22 protein-coding genes and 3 pseudogenes are annotated in these 23099 nt (G+C 30.8%); 4 read left to right on the top strand and 21 right to left on the bottom strand.

From position 1 onward, the window contains the following. Window positions 1-70 precede the first annotated feature (70 nt). The 13 genes and pseudogenes from CLMAG_RS11840 to CLMAG_RS34310 all read right to left on the bottom strand — a co-directional run. Entirely contained in the window at window positions 71-2866 is a 2796-nt protein-coding gene (locus tag CLMAG_RS11840) for an APC family permease (RefSeq protein ID WP_066622277.1), read from the bottom strand. Window positions 2867-3286: 420 nt separating this feature from the next. Then, window positions 3287-4807 (bottom strand): hypothetical protein, encoded by a 1521-nt coding sequence (locus tag CLMAG_RS11835; protein WP_066622274.1) that lies wholly within the window; start codon window positions 4805-4807, stop codon window positions 3287-3289. An 18-nt stretch (window positions 4808-4825) separates the two neighbouring features. Beyond that, window positions 4826-5713: an NAD(P)/FAD-dependent oxidoreductase gene (locus CLMAG_RS11830; protein WP_066622269.1), complete on the bottom strand. Its 888-nt coding sequence runs from the start codon at window positions 5711-5713 to the stop codon at window positions 4826-4828. Window positions 5714-5735: 22 nt separating this feature from the next. After that, a complete protein-coding gene (gene trxA, locus CLMAG_RS11825) occupies window positions 5736-6050 on the bottom strand; it encodes a thioredoxin (protein WP_066622267.1) in 315 nt (104 codons plus the stop codon). Between the two features lie 34 nt (window positions 6051-6084). Continuing rightward, a complete protein-coding gene (locus CLMAG_RS11820; RefSeq protein WP_066622261.1) occupies window positions 6085-6741 on the bottom strand; it encodes a 4Fe-4S binding protein in 657 nt (218 codons plus the stop codon). A 405-nt stretch (window positions 6742-7146) separates the two neighbouring features. Further along, window positions 7147-7836: a DUF421 domain-containing protein gene (locus tag CLMAG_RS11815; RefSeq protein WP_066622259.1), complete on the bottom strand. Its 690-nt coding sequence runs from the start codon at window positions 7834-7836 to the stop codon at window positions 7147-7149. A 196-nt stretch (window positions 7837-8032) separates the two neighbouring features. Continuing rightward, entirely contained in the window at window positions 8033-8299 is a 267-nt protein-coding gene (locus CLMAG_RS11810; RefSeq protein WP_082831896.1) for an SHOCT domain-containing protein, read from the bottom strand. A 91-nt stretch (window positions 8300-8390) separates the two neighbouring features. Continuing rightward, the gene (locus tag CLMAG_RS11805) at window positions 8391-8885 is read right to left on the bottom strand and encodes a hypothetical protein (protein ID WP_066622257.1); all 495 of its coding nucleotides are present in this window, start codon (window positions 8883-8885) and stop codon (window positions 8391-8393) included. 316 nt (window positions 8886-9201) lie between these two features. Next, complete coding sequence (cwlD, locus tag CLMAG_RS11800; protein ID WP_139264236.1) at window positions 9202-9861, bottom strand: N-acetylmuramoyl-L-alanine amidase CwlD; 660 nt, start codon at window positions 9859-9861, stop codon at window positions 9202-9204. A gap of 133 nt (window positions 9862-9994) precedes the next feature. After that, the gene (locus CLMAG_RS11795; protein ID WP_066622254.1) at window positions 9995-10693 is read right to left on the bottom strand and encodes a L,D-transpeptidase family protein; all 699 of its coding nucleotides are present in this window, start codon (window positions 10691-10693) and stop codon (window positions 9995-9997) included. Between the two features lie 340 nt (window positions 10694-11033). After that, window positions 11034-11192 carry a hypothetical protein gene (locus CLMAG_RS32400; RefSeq protein WP_161486958.1) on the bottom strand — a complete coding sequence of 53 codons (159 nt, stop codon included), beginning with the start codon at window positions 11190-11192 and terminating at the stop codon, window positions 11034-11036. A 306-nt stretch (window positions 11193-11498) separates the two neighbouring features. Next, a pseudogene (locus CLMAG_RS11790) lies at window positions 11499-11807 on the bottom strand (MFS transporter); the annotation flags it as partial. Between the two features lie 36 nt (window positions 11808-11843). Then, window positions 11844-11954 (bottom strand): annotated as a pseudogene (locus tag CLMAG_RS34310) (helix-turn-helix transcriptional regulator); the annotation flags it as partial. A 422-nt stretch (window positions 11955-12376) separates the two neighbouring features. Here CLMAG_RS34310 and CLMAG_RS11785 point away from each other — a divergent pair. Then, a complete protein-coding gene (locus tag CLMAG_RS11785; RefSeq protein ID WP_066622252.1) occupies window positions 12377-13006 on the top strand; it encodes a 4Fe-4S binding protein in 630 nt (209 codons plus the stop codon). 254 nt (window positions 13007-13260) lie between these two features. On the opposite strand, the gene CLMAG_RS11780 is transcribed toward CLMAG_RS11785, so the two are convergent. The 4 genes and pseudogenes from CLMAG_RS11780 to CLMAG_RS11765 form a co-directional block, all read right to left on the bottom strand. Continuing rightward, on the bottom strand, window positions 13261-14610 hold the full coding sequence (locus CLMAG_RS11780; RefSeq protein WP_082831895.1) for an amino acid permease: 1350 nt from the start codon (window positions 14608-14610) through the stop codon (window positions 13261-13263). A 444-nt stretch (window positions 14611-15054) separates the two neighbouring features. Next, window positions 15055-16022, bottom strand: a pseudogene (locus CLMAG_RS11775) (permease). Between the two features lie 115 nt (window positions 16023-16137). Beyond that, window positions 16138-16377 (bottom strand): thioredoxin family protein, encoded by a 240-nt coding sequence (locus tag CLMAG_RS11770; protein ID WP_066622250.1) that lies wholly within the window; start codon window positions 16375-16377, stop codon window positions 16138-16140. A gap of 34 nt (window positions 16378-16411) precedes the next feature. Next, a complete protein-coding gene (locus tag CLMAG_RS11765) occupies window positions 16412-16705 on the bottom strand; it encodes an ArsR/SmtB family transcription factor (protein ID WP_066622248.1) in 294 nt (97 codons plus the stop codon). A gap of 477 nt (window positions 16706-17182) precedes the next feature. On the opposite strand from CLMAG_RS11765, the gene CLMAG_RS11760 reads away from it, so the two are divergent. Further along, a complete protein-coding gene (locus CLMAG_RS11760) occupies window positions 17183-17581 on the top strand; it encodes a hypothetical protein (protein ID WP_066622246.1) in 399 nt (132 codons plus the stop codon). A gap of 377 nt (window positions 17582-17958) precedes the next feature. Here CLMAG_RS11760 and CLMAG_RS11755 read toward each other — a convergent pair whose 3' ends face one another. The 4 genes from CLMAG_RS11755 to CLMAG_RS11740 form a co-directional block, all read right to left on the bottom strand. Further along, window positions 17959-18276, bottom strand: coding sequence for a thioredoxin family protein (locus CLMAG_RS11755; protein ID WP_066622244.1), 318 nt, complete (start codon window positions 18274-18276; stop codon window positions 17959-17961). 150 nt (window positions 18277-18426) lie between these two features. Then, window positions 18427-19203: a prolipoprotein diacylglyceryl transferase gene (locus tag CLMAG_RS11750; protein WP_066622243.1), complete on the bottom strand. Its 777-nt coding sequence runs from the start codon at window positions 19201-19203 to the stop codon at window positions 18427-18429. A 25-nt stretch (window positions 19204-19228) separates the two neighbouring features. Continuing rightward, window positions 19229-19591 (bottom strand): sulfite exporter TauE/SafE family protein, encoded by a 363-nt coding sequence (locus tag CLMAG_RS11745; RefSeq protein WP_066622241.1) that lies wholly within the window; start codon window positions 19589-19591, stop codon window positions 19229-19231. 13 nt (window positions 19592-19604) lie between these two features. Beyond that, on the bottom strand, window positions 19605-20783 hold the full coding sequence (locus CLMAG_RS11740; protein WP_066622239.1) for an ROK family transcriptional regulator: 1179 nt from the start codon (window positions 20781-20783) through the stop codon (window positions 19605-19607). Window positions 20784-20922: 139 nt separating this feature from the next. On the opposite strand from CLMAG_RS11740, the gene CLMAG_RS11735 reads away from it, so the two are divergent. Both CLMAG_RS11735 and CLMAG_RS11730 read left to right on the top strand, forming a co-directional pair. Then, a complete protein-coding gene (locus CLMAG_RS11735) occupies window positions 20923-22653 on the top strand; it encodes a CoA-disulfide reductase (protein ID WP_066622238.1) in 1731 nt (576 codons plus the stop codon). A 49-nt stretch (window positions 22654-22702) separates the two neighbouring features. Further along, window positions 22703-23041: a rhodanese-like domain-containing protein gene (locus CLMAG_RS11730; protein WP_066622235.1), complete on the top strand. Its 339-nt coding sequence runs from the start codon at window positions 22703-22705 to the stop codon at window positions 23039-23041. Window positions 23042-23099: the final 58 nt, after the last annotated feature.

Here is a 23099-nt window from a genome sequence, read left to right as displayed (position 1 = left end):
ATTGACTTATTTTGTATTATAATATCACATAAAATATTTAATTTCTGTAACCTATGTTACGAGTATGAATTTATATCACAACAGTTGTTGCTTTATTACTTACTGTTTCTCCAGCGGACTGTGCCGTTACGGATATAACATCTCCTTGTTTTAGGATTAAACTAGATACGATCCAGTTTCCACCGATTGCTGCAACTTCCGATTGAGGCACTTCGTTAACGCTAAGCATTACATTTGCTCCACATGGGGCAGTTCCTGATACAGTCGTATCTGCTGTTTTTACTATTCCAGAAATCACTGGTTCTGCAGTTTGAACTGGTGCTGGAGCTACCTTAGTGGTTACGCCCGTACTTATTATTTTGCCACTGGTAGCTACAACTGCTGCTTTGGACTTTCCGTTAATGCTAAGCACTACATTTGCACCGGAAGGAGCTGTACCTGACACTGTTGAATCTGCAGCTGTTATTATTCCAGAAATTACTGGTTCCCCAGTTTGAAGTGGTGCAGGCGCTACTGTCATTATCGATGAAGTATTTACTGTTTCATCTCCAAATTGTGCAGTTACTGAAATAGAATCGCCTTGGGCAAGATTCAATCCAGAAACTGTCCATATTCCACCATTGGCTATGACTGCTGGCTGAGCTTCTCCGTTAATATTAAGCACTACATTTGTACCTGATGGTGCTTTTCCAGATATAGTTTTATCTGCCTCTGTAACTATTCCAAAGATTGATGGTATTATTGTCTGCGATGGTGCCGAAGCCACTATTGTTGATGCTGTCCCCAATGTTTTGACACCGTATTTTGCAGTTATAGAGATAACATCACCTTCTGTTAAGACTAAACCCATTACTGCCCATTTTCCGCCAGTAGCTTCAACTACTGGTTGAGCTTTTCCATTAACACTAAGCACCACATTTGCACCTGATGGAGCTTTTCCGGACACGATTGTATCTGCTGCTGTCACTGTTCCATTAATCTCTGGAACTACAGTTTTAAGTGGTACTGAGGGGCCCAATGTCATTACTACTGTACTTATTATATCACAATCAGGTTGTGCTATCTCCACTTCCTCAATTACTGGTTTTTCAGTTTGAAATGGTTCTGGATTTACTGTAGACTTTGATGGCACTTTTACTGTTTCATCAACAGATTGTGGTATTTCTATTTTTCTAATTACTGATTCTCGAATATGGGATGGTGCTGGAGTTACTATAGTTGTTGCCGCCATACTTATTCTTTCACCAACAGATTGTGCAGTTACGGAAACAATATCGCCTTCTGTTAAAACTAAACAAGGTACTATCCAGTTTCCTCCATTAGCTGTAACTGCTGATTGAGCTACTCCATTAACACTTAACACTACATTTGCACCAGTAGGTGCTTTCCCTGATATAGTTGTATCTACTGCTGTTACCGTTCCAGGGATTACTGGTGCTGTTGTTTGTATTGCAGCCGCAGCTACTATTGTTATTACTGCAGTACTCTCTTTTTCACCAGCATACTGGGCAGTTACAGAAATGATATCTCCCTGAGCTAGCGTTAAACCAGATACTGTCCAATTCCCACCAGCATCTACAACTGATTTTTCAACCACTCGAATTATCAACCAACGAATTCCAGTGAGAATAATAACAAAACCTACAGCTCCAAGGGTACTCCATAAGGGCAAAGAAAAGAGCAGAGCTAAACATGCAATAATACCAAACCATGCAGTGACTGGCCAAGCAAACCGTTTTTCTTTGTTTATCTTTAAGGTAGCAATGTTAGTTATTACATACCATATGAGTGTACAAGTACTTGCTACAGGCAAAAGTTTTCTCAATGGAACTAAATTCACCAGTACAATAATTACCACAGTCAACAGTAAAACCATGTATTGTGGAGTTTTTAAACGTTTATGTACAATACCCAGCAAATAAGGCAATTCATGTTCATTAGCCATTGAATGGCCTAGTTTTGAGGTGGTCATCAAATCACCAAGCAAATCGCTGAAGGCTAATATCCAAGCAGATGATAAGATAACTATGGGAATAAACCCTCCAATTGCCTTCTTACCACCAAGAAAAAGAGGTTCATCACTTTTTCCTATAGCACTTGCACCAAGAACTCCTAATGTAGTACCTGCAACAATTAGATAAATAACAGCAGCTATTGAAATTCCTCCGATAATTGCAAAGGGAATTGTCTTCCGTGGATTTTTAATTTCATTAGCCATAATTGCTACACGTTGAAAACCATCCCACGCCCAGAAGAAAGTTCCTGCTCCGCCTAGAACAGCTGCAATTCCAGGTCCAAATACTGGTGTAAAATTACTCATTTTTACCTTTGGAATAGTAAACCCAACATATAACCCTAGTAAAATTAGATTAGTGAAAAATATACTTATCAATACTTTTGAAGTTGGTGCTATGCCGAAAAAATTTATTGTAGCAACTACCAATAGAGCAATACTGGCCACAATAGTTATAGGCACTCCATGAAAAACTTGTTCTGAATATTTAGCAAAGCCAAGAGATTCAATTCCAATTGTTACAATTCCCTTCATAAAATATGAAATTCCCGCAATAAAACTAATTGTAGGATAACCAAAAATACGCATCCAGATGAATGCTCCACCTTCCTGCGGGTAATTTATCCCTAGCTGTGCTGCATTGATACCAGTTAATAATGCTATTACTGCACCAATGATCATTGCAATCAAAATGCCACTGTGAGCCTTTTCTGTTGCTGCACCCAATGTTGTGAATATGCCAGTACCAACCATCATTGCTGATGTAAGGAGTAATGCAGTCATTTTTCCAATGTTCCCCTTACTTCCTTTGCTAGATCCGGGCAATAAGGGATCATTTTTTGAAATTGCCATATCATATACACTCCTTTCAAGCCTATTTACTCTTTCTACGTTTATAAAAATTATAAAAAACATAAGCAATTACTATAAAAAATAAACCGAGTGTTATTCCAGTAACAATTTTACTTATCATCTACAAAGATTCCTCCAATTCTTTTTTAACTTAGTATAACCATTGTAATGAAAGTACAACCGGATATTTTGTATTCTAAATATAAGTGCTTACAAAAAAACTAAGGTATTTCACCCTAGTTAATAAATGATATAAAAATAATGTTATAAAACAGCGTACTACTTGACAAAATAGTAAGCACCAGTATATCTACCAGTGCTTAGAGTAAGAAAAAACCGATATCAGAACAAATCCCTTATAATTCTAATATATTCTTAACTTTTTACAGCGTTACTGTAAAATTAGAGATCTCAGTTAAATTATATAAAACTATATTCTTCTGAAGTGTAAAACTGTTCAGATTTTAGGTATTCTGGTATATTAACCTTCTTATCATTCACCATAATTTTCGCATAGTTTTTACCTATTTCTAATGTATATATAGATTCATCCTTCCTTTTTACAATACACCTCATTCGAATTTTTATATTTTTATCAAGATTTTTAATATCAAATAGCATTAAAAACCTTTTACTTCTATGAATAAAACTTATTTCTGGATTAATAAAATTGGCTGTATTGTTAAAGGTAAAATCTATGTTAAACCATTCTCCATCAGAGCTGATTTGAGTTTTACAATAATCATCTACAAATTCTCTATTTTTGTTTGCCCTTGAAATTCTAGAAAACTCTTCAATTTCATCTATAAGTACTAGCATCTCTACATATGAAGAAATTTTTGTTATTCTAAAGCTGTCATTAGTATGTTCTGTTATAGCTTTAAGAATTTCCTGTTTTGATACTATATCTGAAAATTTTATATCCTTTAAATAATCCTTATCTTTATCTACCCAGACATTTATATTCTCAAATGCTCTTATATTTTTAGAAAGTAGAAATGCGCTCATTATTCCATGGGCATATTCTTCAAAATTTCTTGCATAAGACCAATACTTGCTCAAATTCTTTTCAACACTTACTCCTAAAGTTAAAGCCTTCTTTAACCTATATAGATTTTCTTCATTTAAAGCTTTAACCCTATCTTTTTTAATTCCGCAAATATTCATTCCGTCACATTTTGTTTCAATTAATTCAAATATTTTTTCATCATATTCATCTAAATTAGAAAAACTTATAGAGAAACTTAAAAATTCAATAAAACTTTGTATATGAATTTGCTCTAATACAGAATAACTAAAAGAAAATTCCTCAGCTCTTTTAATTGAAAAGTAAGGCAGCATATCCATAATTGACTCACTTATCTTTTCAATCTTCTTAATAGGATATCCTAGATCATGACAAAGTGCCGAAACACATCTAACTGCCTCTTCATTTTCAATATACTCCATTATGTCATCATATTTCTTTTCTATATCATCAAAAAAGCCCCAGCTGTTTATTTCTTTAATATCATTTCTTATGTTTAAAAATTCCTTTAGCATTAAATCCTTGTGATCAAATAAATTGCTAAATTCCTGCTTTCTATATATATATTCCCCTAAAAAATACACCCAAAGTGAGTGAAGAGTATGGTCTCTATAGAAAGAATCAGAAGCAAAAATTAACTCTTCAAAATTAACATATTTATCGAAATACTTAAATATGGTATCATAGCCTCTTTTATCAGAATCTATAAAACTCATTGAAGCATCAAAAAGACTTTTCCACAATACTTTTGCTGACTCAATCTTGTCATGAATTCCTTCTGCCTTCTTCATTTCTTCAATTTGCTTTTTTATTTTTTCCTTATAATGTACTCTATTTTTAAGAAATACAATATTATCTTTATCTAGTTGTTCAATATAATAATTTAAAACTATTTCTTCATTAATGAAAGCCATATACTTATCCTCTTTTTATTATAATTTACAATCACTAAGCTCTTTATTTACCTTGTTATCAATAAAGCTAACTGCATTAAGTGCTGACACCAGACCTTCCCCAGCAGCTTTTATATACTGATAAGGCTTTCCTGTAATATCCCCACAAGCATAAAGCCCCGGTAAATTTGTCTCCATTTTTCTATTAACCTTAATATGCATTTCTTCCATTTCCAAACCCGGGACAAGTTGTCCTGGACTAATACTATCTTTCAAAATAAAAATTGCATCTGTAGAAATTTCACTATTATTAAGAATAAGCCTATCAACTTTATCTGTTCCCTTAATCTCTTTTGGCACTGCCTTTATTATTTCTATGCTAGGGTTTAGTTTATATTCGCCTTTATACATAGGAATAAAATAAACCTTACCTACAAGCTCACTTATAAAATTTGTCTCCTCAACGGACTCTTTATTATAACCTATTACAGTTACAACCTTTCCCTTATATAATGGTGCATCACAGGTTGCACAATATCCTACACCTCTACCTAAATACTCTAATTCTCCTGGTAAAGGTCTTGTGAATTCTACTCCTGTTGCTAATATAACAGATGTTGCTTCATAAGTTTTTTCATTTGCCATTAATGCAAAATACTCTCCCATGGCATAAATATTATTAATTCTTTCCACAGTTATGTCTATATCCATTGCTTGAATATGCTTGACAAAGCTTTCTTTAAGTTGTTCCCCAGTAATATTAGGTAAACCTAAATAATTATTAATCTTAGGTGCTTTAGTTACCTTATTACTTAAGTCTTTGCTGCCAAAAATTATAATATTTTTATTTCTTATCTTTGCATTTATAGAGGCAGATAAGCCTGCTGGCCCACTGCCTACTATAGCAATATCATATCTTTCGCTCATAAACAAATTTCCTTTCTCAATATTAAATATGTCTATTTAATATCTGCTCGATATCGGATTTAGGTCTAAAACCCACCATATTCTCTACAGGCTTACCATCTTTGAATACCATTATAGTAGGTATACTTGATATCCTAAATTGCTGTGAAGTTGTTGGGTTTTCATCTACGTTCACTTTAACAAATTTCGCTTTTCCTGAATATTGTTTATCTAACTCTTCCATAACAGGAGTAATCATTTTACATGGACCGCACCATGGAGCCCAAAAATCAACTACTACTGGTACATTATTTTCAGTAATTTCCTTATTAAATGTGTTATCGCTTATTTCCTTCATGAATTATTACCTCCCTTTTTAAACTATAAATTTATTATTCCTTATTTGTTTTATCATATCCTATTGATTTTTTAGGACATGCCACAACACATTTGCCACACTGTATACAATCAGGATGACTTAGTAAATCACCTTTATATTCATAAGGAACTATTCCCAATGAACACTTTTTCTCACATAATTTACATGATACACAGTTAGATGAAACCTGTAATACTTTTTTATTTTTTCTAAACTTTGATATAAAGACTGCTATGCTTCCTATAGGGCAAAAATTACACCAGGTTCTTTCATTATAAAATAGAGATAGTACTATTCCGATTATAGTAGTAACAACAATCATCCTATAAAAGACCATACCAATACCATAAAGATTTCCCCAATTTTGCTTAACTCCCAATGTAAACATTGATAACATAAATATTATTAGTGCGATTCTAAAGTAATTAGATTTTAGTAATTTAGGCACTTTTCTTTTTCTACTAAACTTTGAAACTACATTATCATAAAAGTTTCCTCTTGGACATAGATTTCCACACCAAAATCTCCCCCTAAACACAGATACAATTATAGGAGCTACCATACAAACCACTGCTACTACTGCAAATCTTAAATCAATCAAGCCTATTAATACAAAAGCTATTAGTAGTATAAAAGAATACTTTTTCCACCAATTTAAAAACCTATCCAATGAACTCCCTCCAAATTAATTATTTAACATTTGAATCAATTAGTATTATTATGTCAATATATTGTAATATTACTTAAGGTTAATATGAATTTTAGGTATATGCCAATAATTTAAAGCAATATAAAAGTATATCGAATTTAGATTTTGCTCCTAAAAAGGCTGAGTAAAGTAATCATCATCCTAAAAAACTAATTGTAGCCCAAGATACACAGGTTACAAAGCGAGAAGTAGATTAAGATAATTAAATAAAGATATCATCTTATCAAATGTATATCGAGGTAGCAAATGGAGTTTACAGATAAACTAAAAATATTAAGCCAAGCTATACAAATAAATTTATAGCTTGGCTCAAAACATTTTATAAATTACTAATATGAAATTGTTGCTGATAATAATATTTCTTTTCTATTTCTTTGTTTTTGCAGAAATATATAAAATTCCTGCAGCATTTAAACCAGCATAAAAGACATCTTCTATATCACGAATATTATAAGTCCTAAGTTGTTCCCTAACCCATTGCTCATCATAATTAGTGTAATTCAAATTATTATACATTATCTTCCCATCAATAATTATGTCACTCATCAATCCAGTATAATTTTTTGAAATATTTAAGTCACCAGTTGTTATTGGTTGTTTATTCTCTTTTGGTAGTACAGTCAATTCTCCATCACTCTCTATGACTGCAAGTGCTACATCATCTACATTAAATATATCTTTCTCTCTTAATTGCATCATTAACTTATTTATAGTAATCTTTACTTTTTTCAAATTATAATCTAAAAGTTTACCATTACTTATTAGTATAATTGGCTCACCATCTACTAATTTTCTAAACTTAATACTTTTAATATCCAAATTATCTGAAATCACAACCATTGTAGTAATAACAATTGCTGAAATTGAAGCTAATAGTGGTGATTCTTGCGAACCCAATGCTATTCTTACTGCAATAGACCCCAGTGTAATTCCAACTATAAAATCAAAAAATGTTATCCTAGATATCAGTTTTCTTCCAATTATTCTTCCTAAGATTAATAAAATAATATAAGTAGAAATGCTTCTAAAGACTGTTTGTATAACTTTTCCTGTCATAGTGTACTCCTTATATAAATATTTTTATATTTATATATTAACTTTTGACTAAAAAAATATTCATTATTTCTTTGAACATTCTCTAAATCTAGATTTTAAAATTGCTATACATGACATATGTAAAAAATTCGTAGAAATATATTTTCCTACGAACTTCTACTAGATATTATAAGTAAACCTTAATTATTAATTTAAACTATTTAAGTAACTGGTTCTTTTTAGTTTCGTACTCTTCATCATTGATTTCACCTGTAGCAAATCTCTCATTCAATATAGACATAGCTTTTGATGAAGTTGTATCAACAGTAAAATTTAAGTTTTTACTATTAATTGCTTTATATATAAAATATGCTATCAAAAATAATATTATAAGCGTTGGAATCATGATAAAAAAGTTAAATCCTCCATATGCATATGAGCCTCCAAAGCCATAACCCCCAATTCCAAATCTATTACAATACATTCAAAACACCTCCATACTTTTTCTTTTATTTTATTACTAGATTGTGTAGAAATTATGAAGACCAAACTACCCAGGTTATTTGAAATTTTTTTTAATTAGAATTGGTGTTAACATAACAATTTACCCTACTATTTTGCCTATTGCCTACCACTTTACCGTTTCCTCTCATACCATTTCCCTGCATATGACCAATATTACCAGTACAGTTGTTTATATTATTTTTTATGTCTTCTTTTAAAGAATCACCCTGCTCTTTTGTAATTGTTCCATTTGAAACTGCAGTATCAATTGATTTTGATTTTTCTTCAGTTAATGCTGCTTTAAACTCATCATTAGTCATCCCTTTATCTTCTGCTAATTGATACATTGTCTTTCCTGAGTTTAAACCATCATTTATCTCCTTATCCGTCATTCCAAGTTTACTCTTTAATACGGATGAAACATAATCATAACCTCTCATGGATGTTATTCTTCCAAGCCCTAATCCCTGATTTGTATAATTAGTTGTTGTTTCTGCGTAAACTGTTGCACTTGCCCCTACTACAAACGTCAATGCTAATGCCACCAATAATTTTTTTGCTTTCATTTTTTATTCCTCCTCAAATTACTTTCTCATCTATTTGCTATACTATGATAATAAATGAATTTTAATATAAAAAAGTGTCCTAATTGTGTTATATTTATTAAAATTCACTTATGTATGTTTACAATTAAATCACAATCATGACAAATATACTCCACAATTATTTCACACCTTAGATCTATATCCTTGAAGCATTTAAAAATAGTAAAACCGAGAGTTTAGCGATTTCTCTCGATTTTTAACATGATAAAATATTTTAATATTATCCACTTCTTCATAAATGCATTATTCTTATAGTTTTAAACAGGATAGATTAAGATTAATTATAATATGATTTTATAGATTTTGTTATAGACTCAGTTATCTTGTCCTGATATTCATCACCATTTAATTTTTCAGCTTCAATTAGATTGGATAAAAAACCACATTCAACTAACACACTAGGCATATTATCATTATTTCGTAATACCTTATATGAATCAAGCGCTGCCTTCTCTTGCCTATTATTGCTGGGCTCTAAATCACTTTTCAAATTTTCCTGAATTATTTTAGCTAGTTTTTGGCTATCTCTATTCCTAGAATACCAAACTTGTGCTCCATAATACTTAGATTCAGGAAATGCATTTAGGTGTATACTAATAAACATATCACAATTAGATTGTTCTTTCATTCTGCATCTATTATTTAAGTCTTCTATTTTCTTCTTTCTTATTCTTCCTTCATCCTCATATAAGCCCTTGTCCTCTTCCCTAGTCATTATTACTTTATATCCTTCTTTTATTAACTTGTCCCTTAGTTTTAAACTGATTTTTAAGTTAATATCCTTTTCCAAAATACCACTTTTAGATGTGGCTCCCCCATCAATTCCACCATGTCCTGGATCTATAAGTATAATTTTATATTTACTATCGTTAATACGAAATTTATTCTTAGCTGCAGTTATTGAAAACTTTATATTAGCATAAAGCACAGAAGCCATTCCAATAATTATAACTAATGTAATTACTACTAGTTTTCTATTTTTATAACACAATTATACCCTCTCCAAAATAAACTTTATTATATTTTATGCTTTAGAAATACTATTTAGATAACAAATATCTATATTTTATTTATTCAAAAGGTATCATTTCTAATGCATTATAAAATTCTTTGTCAATGTTATGTGTAAATTTCAACTTATTATCTATTCTAAATTTAATTACTGCTTGTTTTAGCTCATTTTCATAAATTCCATCAAGTGTTCCAGAATAATATCCCCTACCCTTCAATCTTCTCTGAACTTCAAATACATCAGCCCCTCTATCTCCTGGTAACAACATTCTAAAAACGTTGCTACTGAGCCCATAGGGACCTCCATAAACTACTACTTCTGTACCACAATCAACGAGTCCATATAATTCTTCTATATCAGAATTAAACATCCTAATACATCCAAGTGAATCAGGATTATTAATAGTTAACGGTTTATTAGTACCATGGATGCCATATTTGCCCCATGGAATGCCTAGCTGCATCCATCTTGTTCCAAATCCCGTTCCCCAATTTGCAGCCTTAGAAATAATTTTCCATGTTCCATATGGTGAGGGAGTTGATGGTTTGCCCCCTGCTATAGGATAAACTTTTACAACTTTATTAGTGTTCTTATCTATTAAATATAGATCAAATTCAGAGACATCTACTAAAATATTATATTTATGTTTGATTTCTACTTTTTTTTCACTGCTTATTGCATACACCTTTGTTCCATTACTAAAAAACAATATGAATGCAAGGAATATTGCTCCAAAAAAATCTCTATGTACTTTCATACTAGTACTCCTTTTCTTTAACAATAGTCTTAAATGTATTTTCAAAAAGAATTGTAAACGAATTTTAAGTATTATCAGTAACATTATTAAGAATCTAAAAATATAATAGAATTATAAGGGTGTTGCCCTTTAATAATCCCCTGATGGCTAAAATCCAGTGCTTATTATTTCTTAAGTATAATATTTTTCCTAATACTATACTTAAGATTAAGAGCAAAAAGAGCAGAAATACTGCTCTTCTTTGTTTTATACAAAAGAAACATAAGAAACTTACTTAATTATTTATTCAGGTTAATCATCTAAGTGGTCAACCTAGGGACGCGGACTACAAAAGTTCGTTTTATTTAGAATCATAATCAGATTTAAAACATGTTGCTTTACCAACTACTACATCGTTATGCTCAGCAAAACCACCTCCCAAACTATTATCAATTTGGTTTACTGCAGAATTCTTACAACCATCATCACGCCTTGTTTTATGCTTATTTTTATTAGGCATATTAAATCATCCCTCCTTATTGTAAATATCACTACACTATCTCTAAAAACATATGTAGGTCTATTTATCTTTTTATTTTTTATATATTTTTATGTAATTATACTTGTCACCGCTCCGAGTACCTGTGACATAATTACTCCACTGGAAGTATTACTTCATCCTTTTTTGTTCATTATGATGAGAAAATTAATGTAAAATATTATATACTTACTAAATTTGTTGTGCTTGTCGTTGCAATCGCGCAGCCGGTCGACTTTTCATAAAAATACCGGTTAAACCAGCTATTATTGGCAATATGAATAATCATGATACAATTATGCCTGGAATAACCATAACAACAGTCACTTTTAATCCGTAAGCTTGCAACAAAGGAACTAATAAAAGGGGACTTAATGCAAAGCCAAAATTTCCGAAAGCAACAAAAACAGAAAGCAATACTGCTTTACGATCCCTGCTTAAAACATTTACCATTGTAGAGGCTTGAGGATGAAAGACTGCGGTACCAAGCCCAGCTAAAGACGCAAGTACAACAAGTAATGAATAATTGTGTACAAGTCCTGTTAAACTTAACATGGTTGCCATCCACAGAGTACCAATATAAGCCAACCAACGCTTTCGGATATCCTCCGCAAACTCATCCACCTTTTCTAAACCTTTTTTTGTAATGTTATTCCACTTGGGAGGCTTACCGGTTTCTTTTATTTCCCAAGTTGTTTCTACCAATCCATCGCTTTCCATATCTTTTAAACTGCGATAAATCATTGCATGTTCCAATAGTCAAGGGTACTTTTACAGATCCTTACATCGTAATATTGAAATATAAGGATTTATAGTGAGATATGTGAATCTATATTGAGAAAACCCCTTATAAATAGCAATATATGAACTCTTTCAAATTGACACATAAAAAGTACTATAATATAATAATAACATACCCCCATGGGGCATACGTATCAATTATATTATGTAGTTTTTTTATGAAATTTTTTTTAATTATTGGTTTAATTCTTATTATGTTTACAACTAATATGGTGAAAAACTGGGGTAACCTTTATGGTATGGGCCTTGCAATTTATAGAATAACCCACCATGACTGTATCCAATGCAGCCGATGTGTTTTTATAAATGTCCTAAAAAACCTATTAAGTATTAGAATAATTAAATACAAATGAGGGGGGTTCTAAATGATTCAAAAGATCAGACTATTAGTACAAATACTTTTTTTTGGAATTTTTATTTTGCTTATGTTTATAAACAAGGCACAATTGTGGATGGGATTTATATTTGTTTCTGTCATACTTGATTTTTTCTTTGGTAGAATTTATTGTGGATGGGCATGCCCTATAAATACCCTGATAAGATCTGTAAACTGGATAAAAAAGAAATTAAAAATAAAGAATAAACCTGTACCTGGTATTTTAAAATCTGAAAAACCAAGATGGGCAGCTTTCATATTCTTTTTAATAGGACTTGGATATACTATTTACACCATAACCCAAGGAAGGAAATTTCCATTACCCTTAATTATAATACCTCTGGGTCTATTTACAACTTTTTTTATAAGCGAAAATGCATGGCATAGATATTTATGTCCATGGGGAGTATTATTTAGCTTAACAGCACGATTTTCTAAGTTTGGTATAAGCCCTTCTAAGTGCTCAAGCTGCAGCACTTGTGCAAAAAATTGCCCTGCTGATGCTATTACTTTTGAAAAGAAGAAAAGTGCGACGGTTACTGCAACCCATTGTTTACTATGTTTTCAGTGTAAAACAACATGCCCTATTAATACAATGTCCTATGGACATAAAAAATGAATTGAAATTTGACTTAGATAAGGTTATCGTTTCATATATCACTTCATTTGGCAGAATGATACCAATAGAATAGGTGATACCTGCCATGCTTTATCTAGGACTTGATAGTGAAGTGGATGAAGCAACAAATCCTACAGTTGAGTCAGAGGATTCCCCAATATTTAAAAGGATGCCTTATTTAACATCAGGCGTCCTTTTACTCTTTCAAAGCAAATTTTTAAGTGCTTCTTTCTCGTAGTTAACGTGATTAACTGTCAAAATTTTATTAGTTTATATAAAATAGAGATTATAATTGCTATACTAAGAGCCACATAAAACCCAATTCTGAAATCACTTACACCTAAACTAATAACAAGTAGAATTAATATAACAATAATTGTTATAATTGCTCCCAAACTCCCCTTAATTAATGGAGAATCATATATCTCATTTTCTTTTCTTTTCCTTAGCCATATAATATAAGTTATCAAATTAATAATCCAATTAAAGAAAGAAAAATAGGATGATGAGGATATCAAATAATTAAAAAGTTTTGTTCCCAAGACAAATGCAGTGAGCACAACTAATACTGAAATAAAACCTGTTGTAATCCATGAATATTTATAAATTCCTTTTTCTGACGAAGTTTTTAAAATTTCAGGTGCTTCTTTAGCTCCTGACAATGAAACAAGTATTTGCACACATCCATAATATGTTCCTATCATTACAGAAAATGTTGCTATTAGTATAACTCCGTTTATCAAAGTTGATGCCCATCTATACCCCATATTGTTAAAACTCTGTACAAAGGGTGATATATCTGTATTGATTGCACCCCATTCAACTGTGGAGACAATAACAAACATAGAAATGACATATAGTAATACAATTCCTAAGGTTAAAATTACTGTTGCTTTAGGTATCTCAATACACGGCTTTCTTACTTCAGAAGTTGCCATAGCAACTGTGCTAATACCACTATATGTAAATACCACTATTAACATTGACTTCAAAAATCCTGATATCCTATTTGGAAAAAATGAATTGAAAGTACTAAATGGATTCTGCTTTATATCAATGCCATTTTTAATAATTATAGAAACTCCTAAAAAGATAAAAATAATTAAAATAGCAATTTTTACAATAGCCATTATAGATTCTATATATCCGAAATACTTAGTTCCAAGCCTATTTATTCCTATTACTACAATTAATGCAATAACAGCAAATACAGATGCTGAAACATTTGGTATCCAGTATTTTAAAAATACACCTGTTGCAATTGCTTCAGAACCTAACGATAAGATGCCTGAAATAAATATTATCCATCCTAATAGGAAGCCCGTAAATCTACCTAAAAACTCCTCTGTGTATACCCTAAAAGAGCCTTGGACAGGTCTATTTATGCTTATACTTGTCATCGCTCCAAGTACCTGGGACATAATTACTCCACCAAATAGAAATGCTAATATAACCGAAGGCCCTGCTTGATTTATTGCCAAACTTGAACCAAGGAAAAATCCAGCTCCGATTATTCCACCTATACCTATACCTGCTAAACTATATGCGTTTAATTCATTTTCTGATGTATTATTATTATCATTTATACAATCTTTTTGTTTCAAATCTACCACTCCTAAATATAATCTGCATTTATTATTCCACTTTTAAGCTATATCAAACACCCTATTCTATCATTTAACTTTTGATCTATTTCTCATAAACATATCTGCATTCTTTTATTTAAAATACTCCAAACAATATACAAACTTTTTTTCAAAATAAGTAAGCACTGGTATTCCTACCAGTGCTAAACTAAAAGAGTGCTAATACAATGCCTTTATACTAAAATATTCTTAACTTTTTATAATGTTACTTTTCTCTAACCCCTTTATTTTGCAATAAACATAACTAGTTATAAAGCCTGCTATAATACCTCCATACACTACAAATCCATTATTTAATGTTTCAACAATGAAATTTGGATTATGAATAATACTTGGAAACTCTACTATCTAAAATAGAAGAATCCTGAAAAAAGTAAAATAATTTTTACCAGGTGTATGACCTTACCCTATTATGAAATTAAATAAATAGCCAATAAATACTATACCCAATGCTGCTACCCCAAAGAATACTGCTAATAGTTTAGGCTTTAAAACCCTTCTTAAAAGAATTGCTTCTGGTAAACTAAGTGCTGTAACAGCCATCATAAATGCTAAAGATGTTCCCATTGCAACTCCAGCTCTTGTAAGTTCACTAACTAATGGTATTACCCCAGCGGCATTTGAATATAATGGAACCCCAATTAGTACAGCCACAAATACTGCAAACGGATTACTCTTTCCAGCATATTTTGCTAATGCTCCTGCTGGAATCCATCCATGTATAACCCCCCTATAGCAATACCAATTATTACATATATCCATATTTTCTTTATTAAATCTTTTGTAAAGTTCCAAGAATCTATTAATCTTTCCTTTGTATTAGGGTCAGGTAATTCTACATCCGAATTCATTTGCATTTCATAAACGTACTCTTCTACGTGCTTTTCCATTTTTAATTTTCCAATTATAATACCACTTACTATTGCAATTACTTCACCAGAAACTACATAAATCAAGGCTATTTTTATTCCAAACAAACCATAAAGAAGCCCTAATGCAACTTCATTTACCATTGGTGCGGCCACTAAGAAAGAAAATGTAACTCCAAGTGGTACTCCTGCTTCAACAAAACCAATAAAGAGTGGAACTGCTGAGCATGAACAAAATGGAGTAACAATACCAAGTAAGGCTGCGAGAATATGCCCTATGAATGTGCTTCCTTTACTCTTTGCAAGAATTTTTCTTGTCTTTTCAGGTGGAAAGAAACTCCTTATAAAAGTGATTACATAGATTATAATTAGTAATAAAATAAATATCTTTATAGTATCAAATACAAAGAAGTTAACAGCACTTCCAAGTCTACTTTCTTTAGCAATCCCAAAAACATTATAAATAAGCCAGTCAGCAAAAATCTGTACAGGTGTAAACATACTACCCCTCCATTCAAATTATAACCTTATAATTAAATACTTATATACTATTCTAAAATAATGGACTTTAATCCTATTAATATAAGATTAAGTCCTCTTTTAATATAGATTACTCTTATTTTTCATCATTAATATATTTCTTAATTTCATCAACACTGGAAACTTTCCCGAACATCTTAACTTTTTCATTAATAACTATAGCAGGTGTTCTCATAACTCCATATTTCATAATATCTTTAATGTCCTCTACTTTTGTAATTTTAGCTTCTACATTAAGCTCTTTAACGGCTTCCTTTGCATTTGCTTCAAGCTTCTTGCAATTTGCACATCCTGTTCCTAATATTTTTATTTCCATAATTTAACCCTCCTAAATTTATTTATAATATATTTTATTTAGAGTTATCAGAGTAACTCATAACAAATTTATCTACACTATCAATAATTTTTTTTATTTCTTCACTACTAATTCTATAATGAATGTTCATACCCATCTTTTCGGATGATAATATACCAGCTTCCTTAAGTATTTTTAAATGCTGAGATAAATTAGCTTGACTTAACTCTATATCTTCATTTAATTTACATACACACTTTGGTCCATCATATAAAAACTTAACTATTTTATACCTTATAGGGTGTCCTAATGCTTTAAAAATTCTAACACTTATTTCTTGTTGACTCATAAATTATCCTCCGTAGAAATATAACTATATAATTAAATTCTTATATAGTTAGTATATTCCTTAATACTTTATTTTGTCAATATTAATAAAAAATTTAAATATAAAATTCCTATAGAATTTAAACTAGCATAAAAGACATCTTTTACACCGCTAATATTATAACTCGTAAGTTGTTCCTTAACCCATTGCTCATCATGATTAGTGCATTTTAGGTAATTTCAATTATAAAATCAAAAAATGTTATCCTTGATATCAGTTTTCTTCATAAATGCAATATTGTTGTAGTTTTAAACATGATAGATTTATTGTAACAAGTGTCTATTTTTGTTTATTCAAAAGGTGTCATTTGTAATACATTATATACTATTTTTCCTAATACTATACTTAAGATTAAGAGCAAAAAGAGCAGAAATACTGCGTAACCTTTTGTTTTCTTGCTGCATATAATATAACGTACTATTTTTAAGGAGTATAATAATGTGTTTTTGCAACTTTGGATGTAATTTTTGTTTTTATTCTAATCAATTTTATCCACTACCATTAATGCGTATGCCTATTGGAACGCCTTCAACATCTCAAGCATCTACTGTACCACCTGGACCTCCTCCACATTTTGTTCCAAATAAGGAAGAGGCTTTATATGGATCAATCGACGGTTCTCCTAGTACATTTTTTGATGTATCAGATATTCTTCCTACATGTATATTTCAATATGTTTATATGTATCTAAATAATGGTTTAGAATTCTGGTCTTGGGTAAATAATATTGTTGGAAATAATGTTTACGGTTGGAGATGGAATGCTACTAATTGGGTTCCTCTTACAATGGACATCGAAAATATTCAAGGTGTTGCCTGTTATGAGCCTACCGAATAGACTGAAATATGCTTGAAATCTAAAAAGTATTATTCTTTTTCAAATTGCTTTTAGTCCTAATATATGCTTTAAATAGTATTGAATTTATGACATTGTTAAAAGGAACCTTTCAGGTTCCTTTCATTTACAGCTTCCAAAAGAATCCTTACACATTCGAACTTCTTAAGAATTAAACTTACTAATATGGCGCTTAATAAGATATCTATACCTTGACCGCTATATAAACAATGTCATTGTATTAGCAATAATACTATAGAATAGTCTCCAATTTCACAAATAATTAAGCACCAGTATCCCTACCAGTGCTTAACTAAAGGAGTGCTAGTACAATGCCTTTATACTAACATATTCTTAACTTTTTTTAGTGTTACTTTTCATTAAATATATCTATTTAATACCTGTTCATAATCAGATTTAGGCCTAAAATCAACAATACTTTCTACAGCTTTACCATCTTTAAATATCATTATAGTTGGAATACTTGATACCCTAAGATGCTTTGACGCTATTGGGTTTTCTTCCACATTTATTTTAGCAAATTCTACTTTCCCTGAATATTCTTTATCTAACTCTTCTATAACAGGATCAATAATTTCACTAGGACTAGACCATGATGTAGACCAAAAATCCACTACTACTGGCTTTTCATTTTCAATGACTTCCTTATCAAATATGTTATCATTTATTTCCTTCATTGATTATTACACCTCCCTTTTAAACTATACATCTATTATTTATAATAACTCTATTTTTATCCTAATAAAGTTATCATTTATTTGAATCGCTTAGTATACTTTAGATTAATATGAATCTTATTCACATACCAATGAAATATACTAAAACATCTACATTCTTTCTACATACTTGGAATGGCTTCGCTTTTTGTTAAGAAAACCAAAAACATAAATTCCTACAAAAAACATGAAAATACAAATAAATTGGGAGGTTGATAAAATGCCTACACTTCCTCTTGGATCCCCTCTGAATATTTCAATAATGAATCTACCTGCACTATACAAAATCATATAAAGCCCTGCTACTTGTCCTTTTCTTTGTGATTTTGATGAATAGTACAAGAGTATTCCTGCTATTATAAAATCTCCAGCACTTGAAAAAAGCTGTGTAGGTATCAATGAAACTCCATTTGGAGCATACAACGAGTTTTGAAATGCTATACCTAAAACACTATCTGTTTCCCTTCCATAGCAGCATCCTGTTTCAAAGCAGCCAATTCTTCCAAAACCTTGAGCAAGTGCAATTGCTGGTACAATTAAATCTAAATAAGCTAAAAAATCTAAGCCCTTTATTTTGCAGTAAACATAACCAGTTACAACGCCTCCCATAATGCCTCCGTACACTACAAAGCCATTACTTAATGTTTCAACAATGAAATTAGGATTATGAATTATACTTGGGAACTCTACTATCCAAAATAGAAGTTTAGCTCCAATGAAACCTCCTACCACTCCATATATGCCTAGATCTGTAATTGCGTCTGTATCAAAATTTAATCTTTTTGCCCTATGTAATGATAAGGCTAATGCTGATATTATTCCTATTGCTATCATAAAACCATAGCTATATAAAGTAATTAAACCGAATTTAAATAATATTGGATGCATCTTAATTTCTCCTTTATAATAATCTTTATTTACCAAAAATTAATTTAATAGATATTAATGCCATTAAAATTCCAAATAATTTTCTCATCATATCTATCGGTATAACATGAGATAACTTAGCTCCGAAAACTGATCCTATCACTAAAAAAATACATATTAATATTCCAGCTAAGACATCAACATGACCTTTTTTATAGTAATCTATAAAAGCAAGTATACCTACTGGTGGTAATAAAATAGCAAGTGATGTACCTTGGGCTTTTAACTGACTAAATCCGCATAGATAAATTAGTGCGGGTACTATTATAACTCCACCACCTATACCAAATAATCCACTCAAAATACCTGCAATACAACCTATAACAATAAATAAAATAATATTACTCATTATGTTTGCCTCCTTATTTTGCTATATACTGTTCTACTACCATTGCAGCTGCACCTATTGCAATAGCATCTTCTTTAAATTTCCCACCTTTACTAAATATAACTCCATTATTTAAATAATTAATTTTTTCAAATGTGTCAATACACATATCATAGTAAAGCTTATAATTTTTAATTAATGGTCCACATAAAATTACTAATTGGGGATTTATTATTCTCACAAGATTAGCAAGTCCAATACCTAAAATCTCAGCACCCTTATTAATAATTTCTGCAGCAGACTCATTATTCTGCATTGCTAAATCTAATATTTTCTTATAGTCTTCCTCTTTTATTTCTTCATTATTATTAGTCTCTTTTACTTTTAAATTAAACCTTTTTATCATTGCTTCAATGGATGAATAACTTTCTATGCATCCTTTGTTACCACATATACACCTTTCACCATTTGAATCAATAATCATATGTGCAAAAGCATCTTCTGAATCATTCATTGCTCTAATAATAATTCCATCTGTTATAACTGCTGATCTTATTCCGATTCCACAATGTATGTATACAATACTCTTTAAATCTTTACCTTTACCAAATAGATATTCAGCCAAAACAGCAGTATTAGCTCCATTATCTATAACGCATGGAATCGAAGTTTTTCGCTCAATCATCTCCTTTAAAGGAACGTTGCTCCAGTTCTCATTAAAGAAATTTTTAGGATTTATCATAATACCTTTCTCTCTATCCAAAGGTCCTACAGTACCTACCCCTATGCCTAATACTTCACTTTTATCTATTGATAACTCTAATAGCTTTTGCTCTATTAAATCAGTAATTTTATCAATAGTTTTTTTTGGTGAAAAGCTATCATTCATATAAAACTCTTCTTTCTTTAGAATGGCCATCCTCAAGTTTACTATAATAAGCTTTACATATGTTCTTGATATATCAACTCCTATAACATATGCTCCTGTTTGTGCTACACCATATTCTATCGCCTTTCTACCTCCAGTTGATTCTGATATACCTACTTCTATTATTAATTTCTTATCTTCAAGACTTTTCATTACCCTATTTAAAGTAGTCAATGTCATACCTGTTATTGCTTGTAGATTTTTTTTTGTAATCATACCCTTTTTATGAATTATATTTAATATTTCTAACTCTCTCTCTGATAATTGTCTTAAGGTTTCTCGCATATAAAACTCCTTTCTAAATTATCTATAGTATCATTATATAACTTTTAACCATTTTGGCAATAAGTTATCCTTTGATTAGAAAATAATTTTTCAAGGATTAACTAATAATATCATTATATAAAGAAAGGGAGGTATTTTAATGGGTAAAAAAATATTAGTTGTTGGTGGAGTTGCTGGCGGAGCATCCACAGTTGCAAGACTCAGAAGATTAGATGAAAATTCTGAAATTATACTATTTGAAAGAGATGAATATATATCTTTTGCAAATTGTGGTCTACCCTATTACATAGGTGAAACAATTAAAGAAAGAGAGAATCTTCTTGTTCAAACGCCAGAAAGTATGCATCATAGATTCAACATAGATGTAAGAATTAATAGTGAAGTTATAAGTATTGATGTTAGCAAAAAAATAGTTAAAGTAAAAAGTAAAGACAAAGGAAATTACGAAGAAAATTATGACTATTTAGTATTATCTCCTGGTGCAAAAGCTATTAAACCGAATATCGAAGGCATAAACAGTAATAGAATTTTTACTTTAAGAAATATACCCGATACAGATAGTATAAAATCATTGGTTGATAAGGAAGATGTAAATAGTGCCGTTGTCATCGGAGGTGGCTATGTGGGTGTTGAAATGGCTGAAAATCTAAAAGAAAGAGGACTAAAGGTTACTTTGGTTGAGGCTGCACCTCATATTCTTGCACCCTTTGATACAGACATTGTAATTACAGCTGAAAAAGAATTAATAAAAAATGGCATAGATTTAATACTAGGTGATGGAGTAAAATCTTTTAAGGATACTGATCATAACATTGAAGTTTTTTTAAACAGCAATACTAAAATAAATGCTGACTTAGTTATATTAGCTATTGGCGTAACACCAGATACTAATTTCATAAAAGATAGCGGAATAAAACTTGGGGCTAGAGGACATATACTAGTTAACAACAAGATGGAAACAAATATAGAAAATATTTATGCTGTTGGAGATGCAATTGAAGTAGTTGATTTTGTTAACAAACAAAATACTGCAATACCTTTAGCTGGTCCAGCAAATAAACAAGGGAGAATAGCTGCAGATAATATATCAGGATTAAATTCAATTTATAAAGGTACTCAAGGAACTTCAATAATCAAAATTTTTGATTTGACCGCTGCAAGTACAGGAAATAATGAAAGAACTCTAAAAAGACTCAATATACCTTATAAGGTTATAACTATTCATCCTGTTTCTCATGCATCCTATTATCCTGGTGCACTTCCCTTAACATTAAAACTTATCTTTAATGATGAAGGTAAAATTTTAGGTGCTCAAGCTATAGGTTATGATGGTGTGGATAAACGAGTTGATGTCATTGCTGCAGCAATAAGATTTGGCGGCTCAGTATCAGATTTAACAGAACTTGAATTGTGTTATGCACCACCATTTTCTTCAGCAAAAGATCCAGTAAATATGGCAGGTTTTGTAGCTGAAAATGTTCTTACTGGAAAAACTGAAGTTATCACTCCGGAAGAATATTTGAATTATAATAAAGGCGATACTATCCTTTTAGATGTTCGTTCAGATATAGAATTTAGTAATGGCCATATCAAAGGCGCTTTAAATATTCCAGTAGATAATTTAAGAGAAAGACTTGAAGAATTAGATAAAAATAAAGAAATAATCGAATACTGCCAAGTTGGCCTAAGAGGATATGTTGCATCAAGAATACTTTCACAAAATGGATTTAAGGTTAAAAATATAACTGGTGGCTACAAAAGCACATCAAACTTAAACTTTGTACCTAAAAAATCTGAAGAAAATAATCATAATTCTGAAAAGGTAATTGTGGACCAAGATACACAGGTTGTAAAACGAGAAGTAGATTAAGATAACTAAATAAAGACATTATCTTATCAAATGTATATGGAGGTAGCAAATGAGTTTTTTAGATTTATTTATACGAAAATCTTCTAGTAAAATTTCTGATAAACAATTAAAAGAAATGCTGGAAAGTTCAAATCCTCCACTTTTAATTGACGTTAGAACACCACAAGAATATTCTGGAGGACATATACCAAAAAGCAAAAACATTCCTGTTCAAAATTTTGAAGTTTCTATTAAAAAAATGGGATTAGAATTAGACTCTCCTGTCGTAGTATACTGTCAAAGTGGTATGAGAGCTTCTGAGGCTACTAAAATACTTAATAAGTTAGGTTTTAAAGAAACTTATAATCTTGGTGGAATTGGTAATTGGAGTTATGGATTAAAACGTTGATCTCTCTTATATTAAAAGTAGTCTCACTAAAGAGGCTACTTAAATTTTAAATTTACTC

It is taken from the genome of Clostridium magnum DSM 2767 (assembly GCF_001623875.1).
GTDB classification, from domain to species: Bacteria; Bacillota; Clostridia; order Clostridiales; family Clostridiaceae; genus Clostridium_AM; species Clostridium_AM magnum.
The sequence above is the reverse complement of the archived record's forward strand: the minus strand, read 5'-3'. Positions and strand labels throughout refer to the sequence as shown.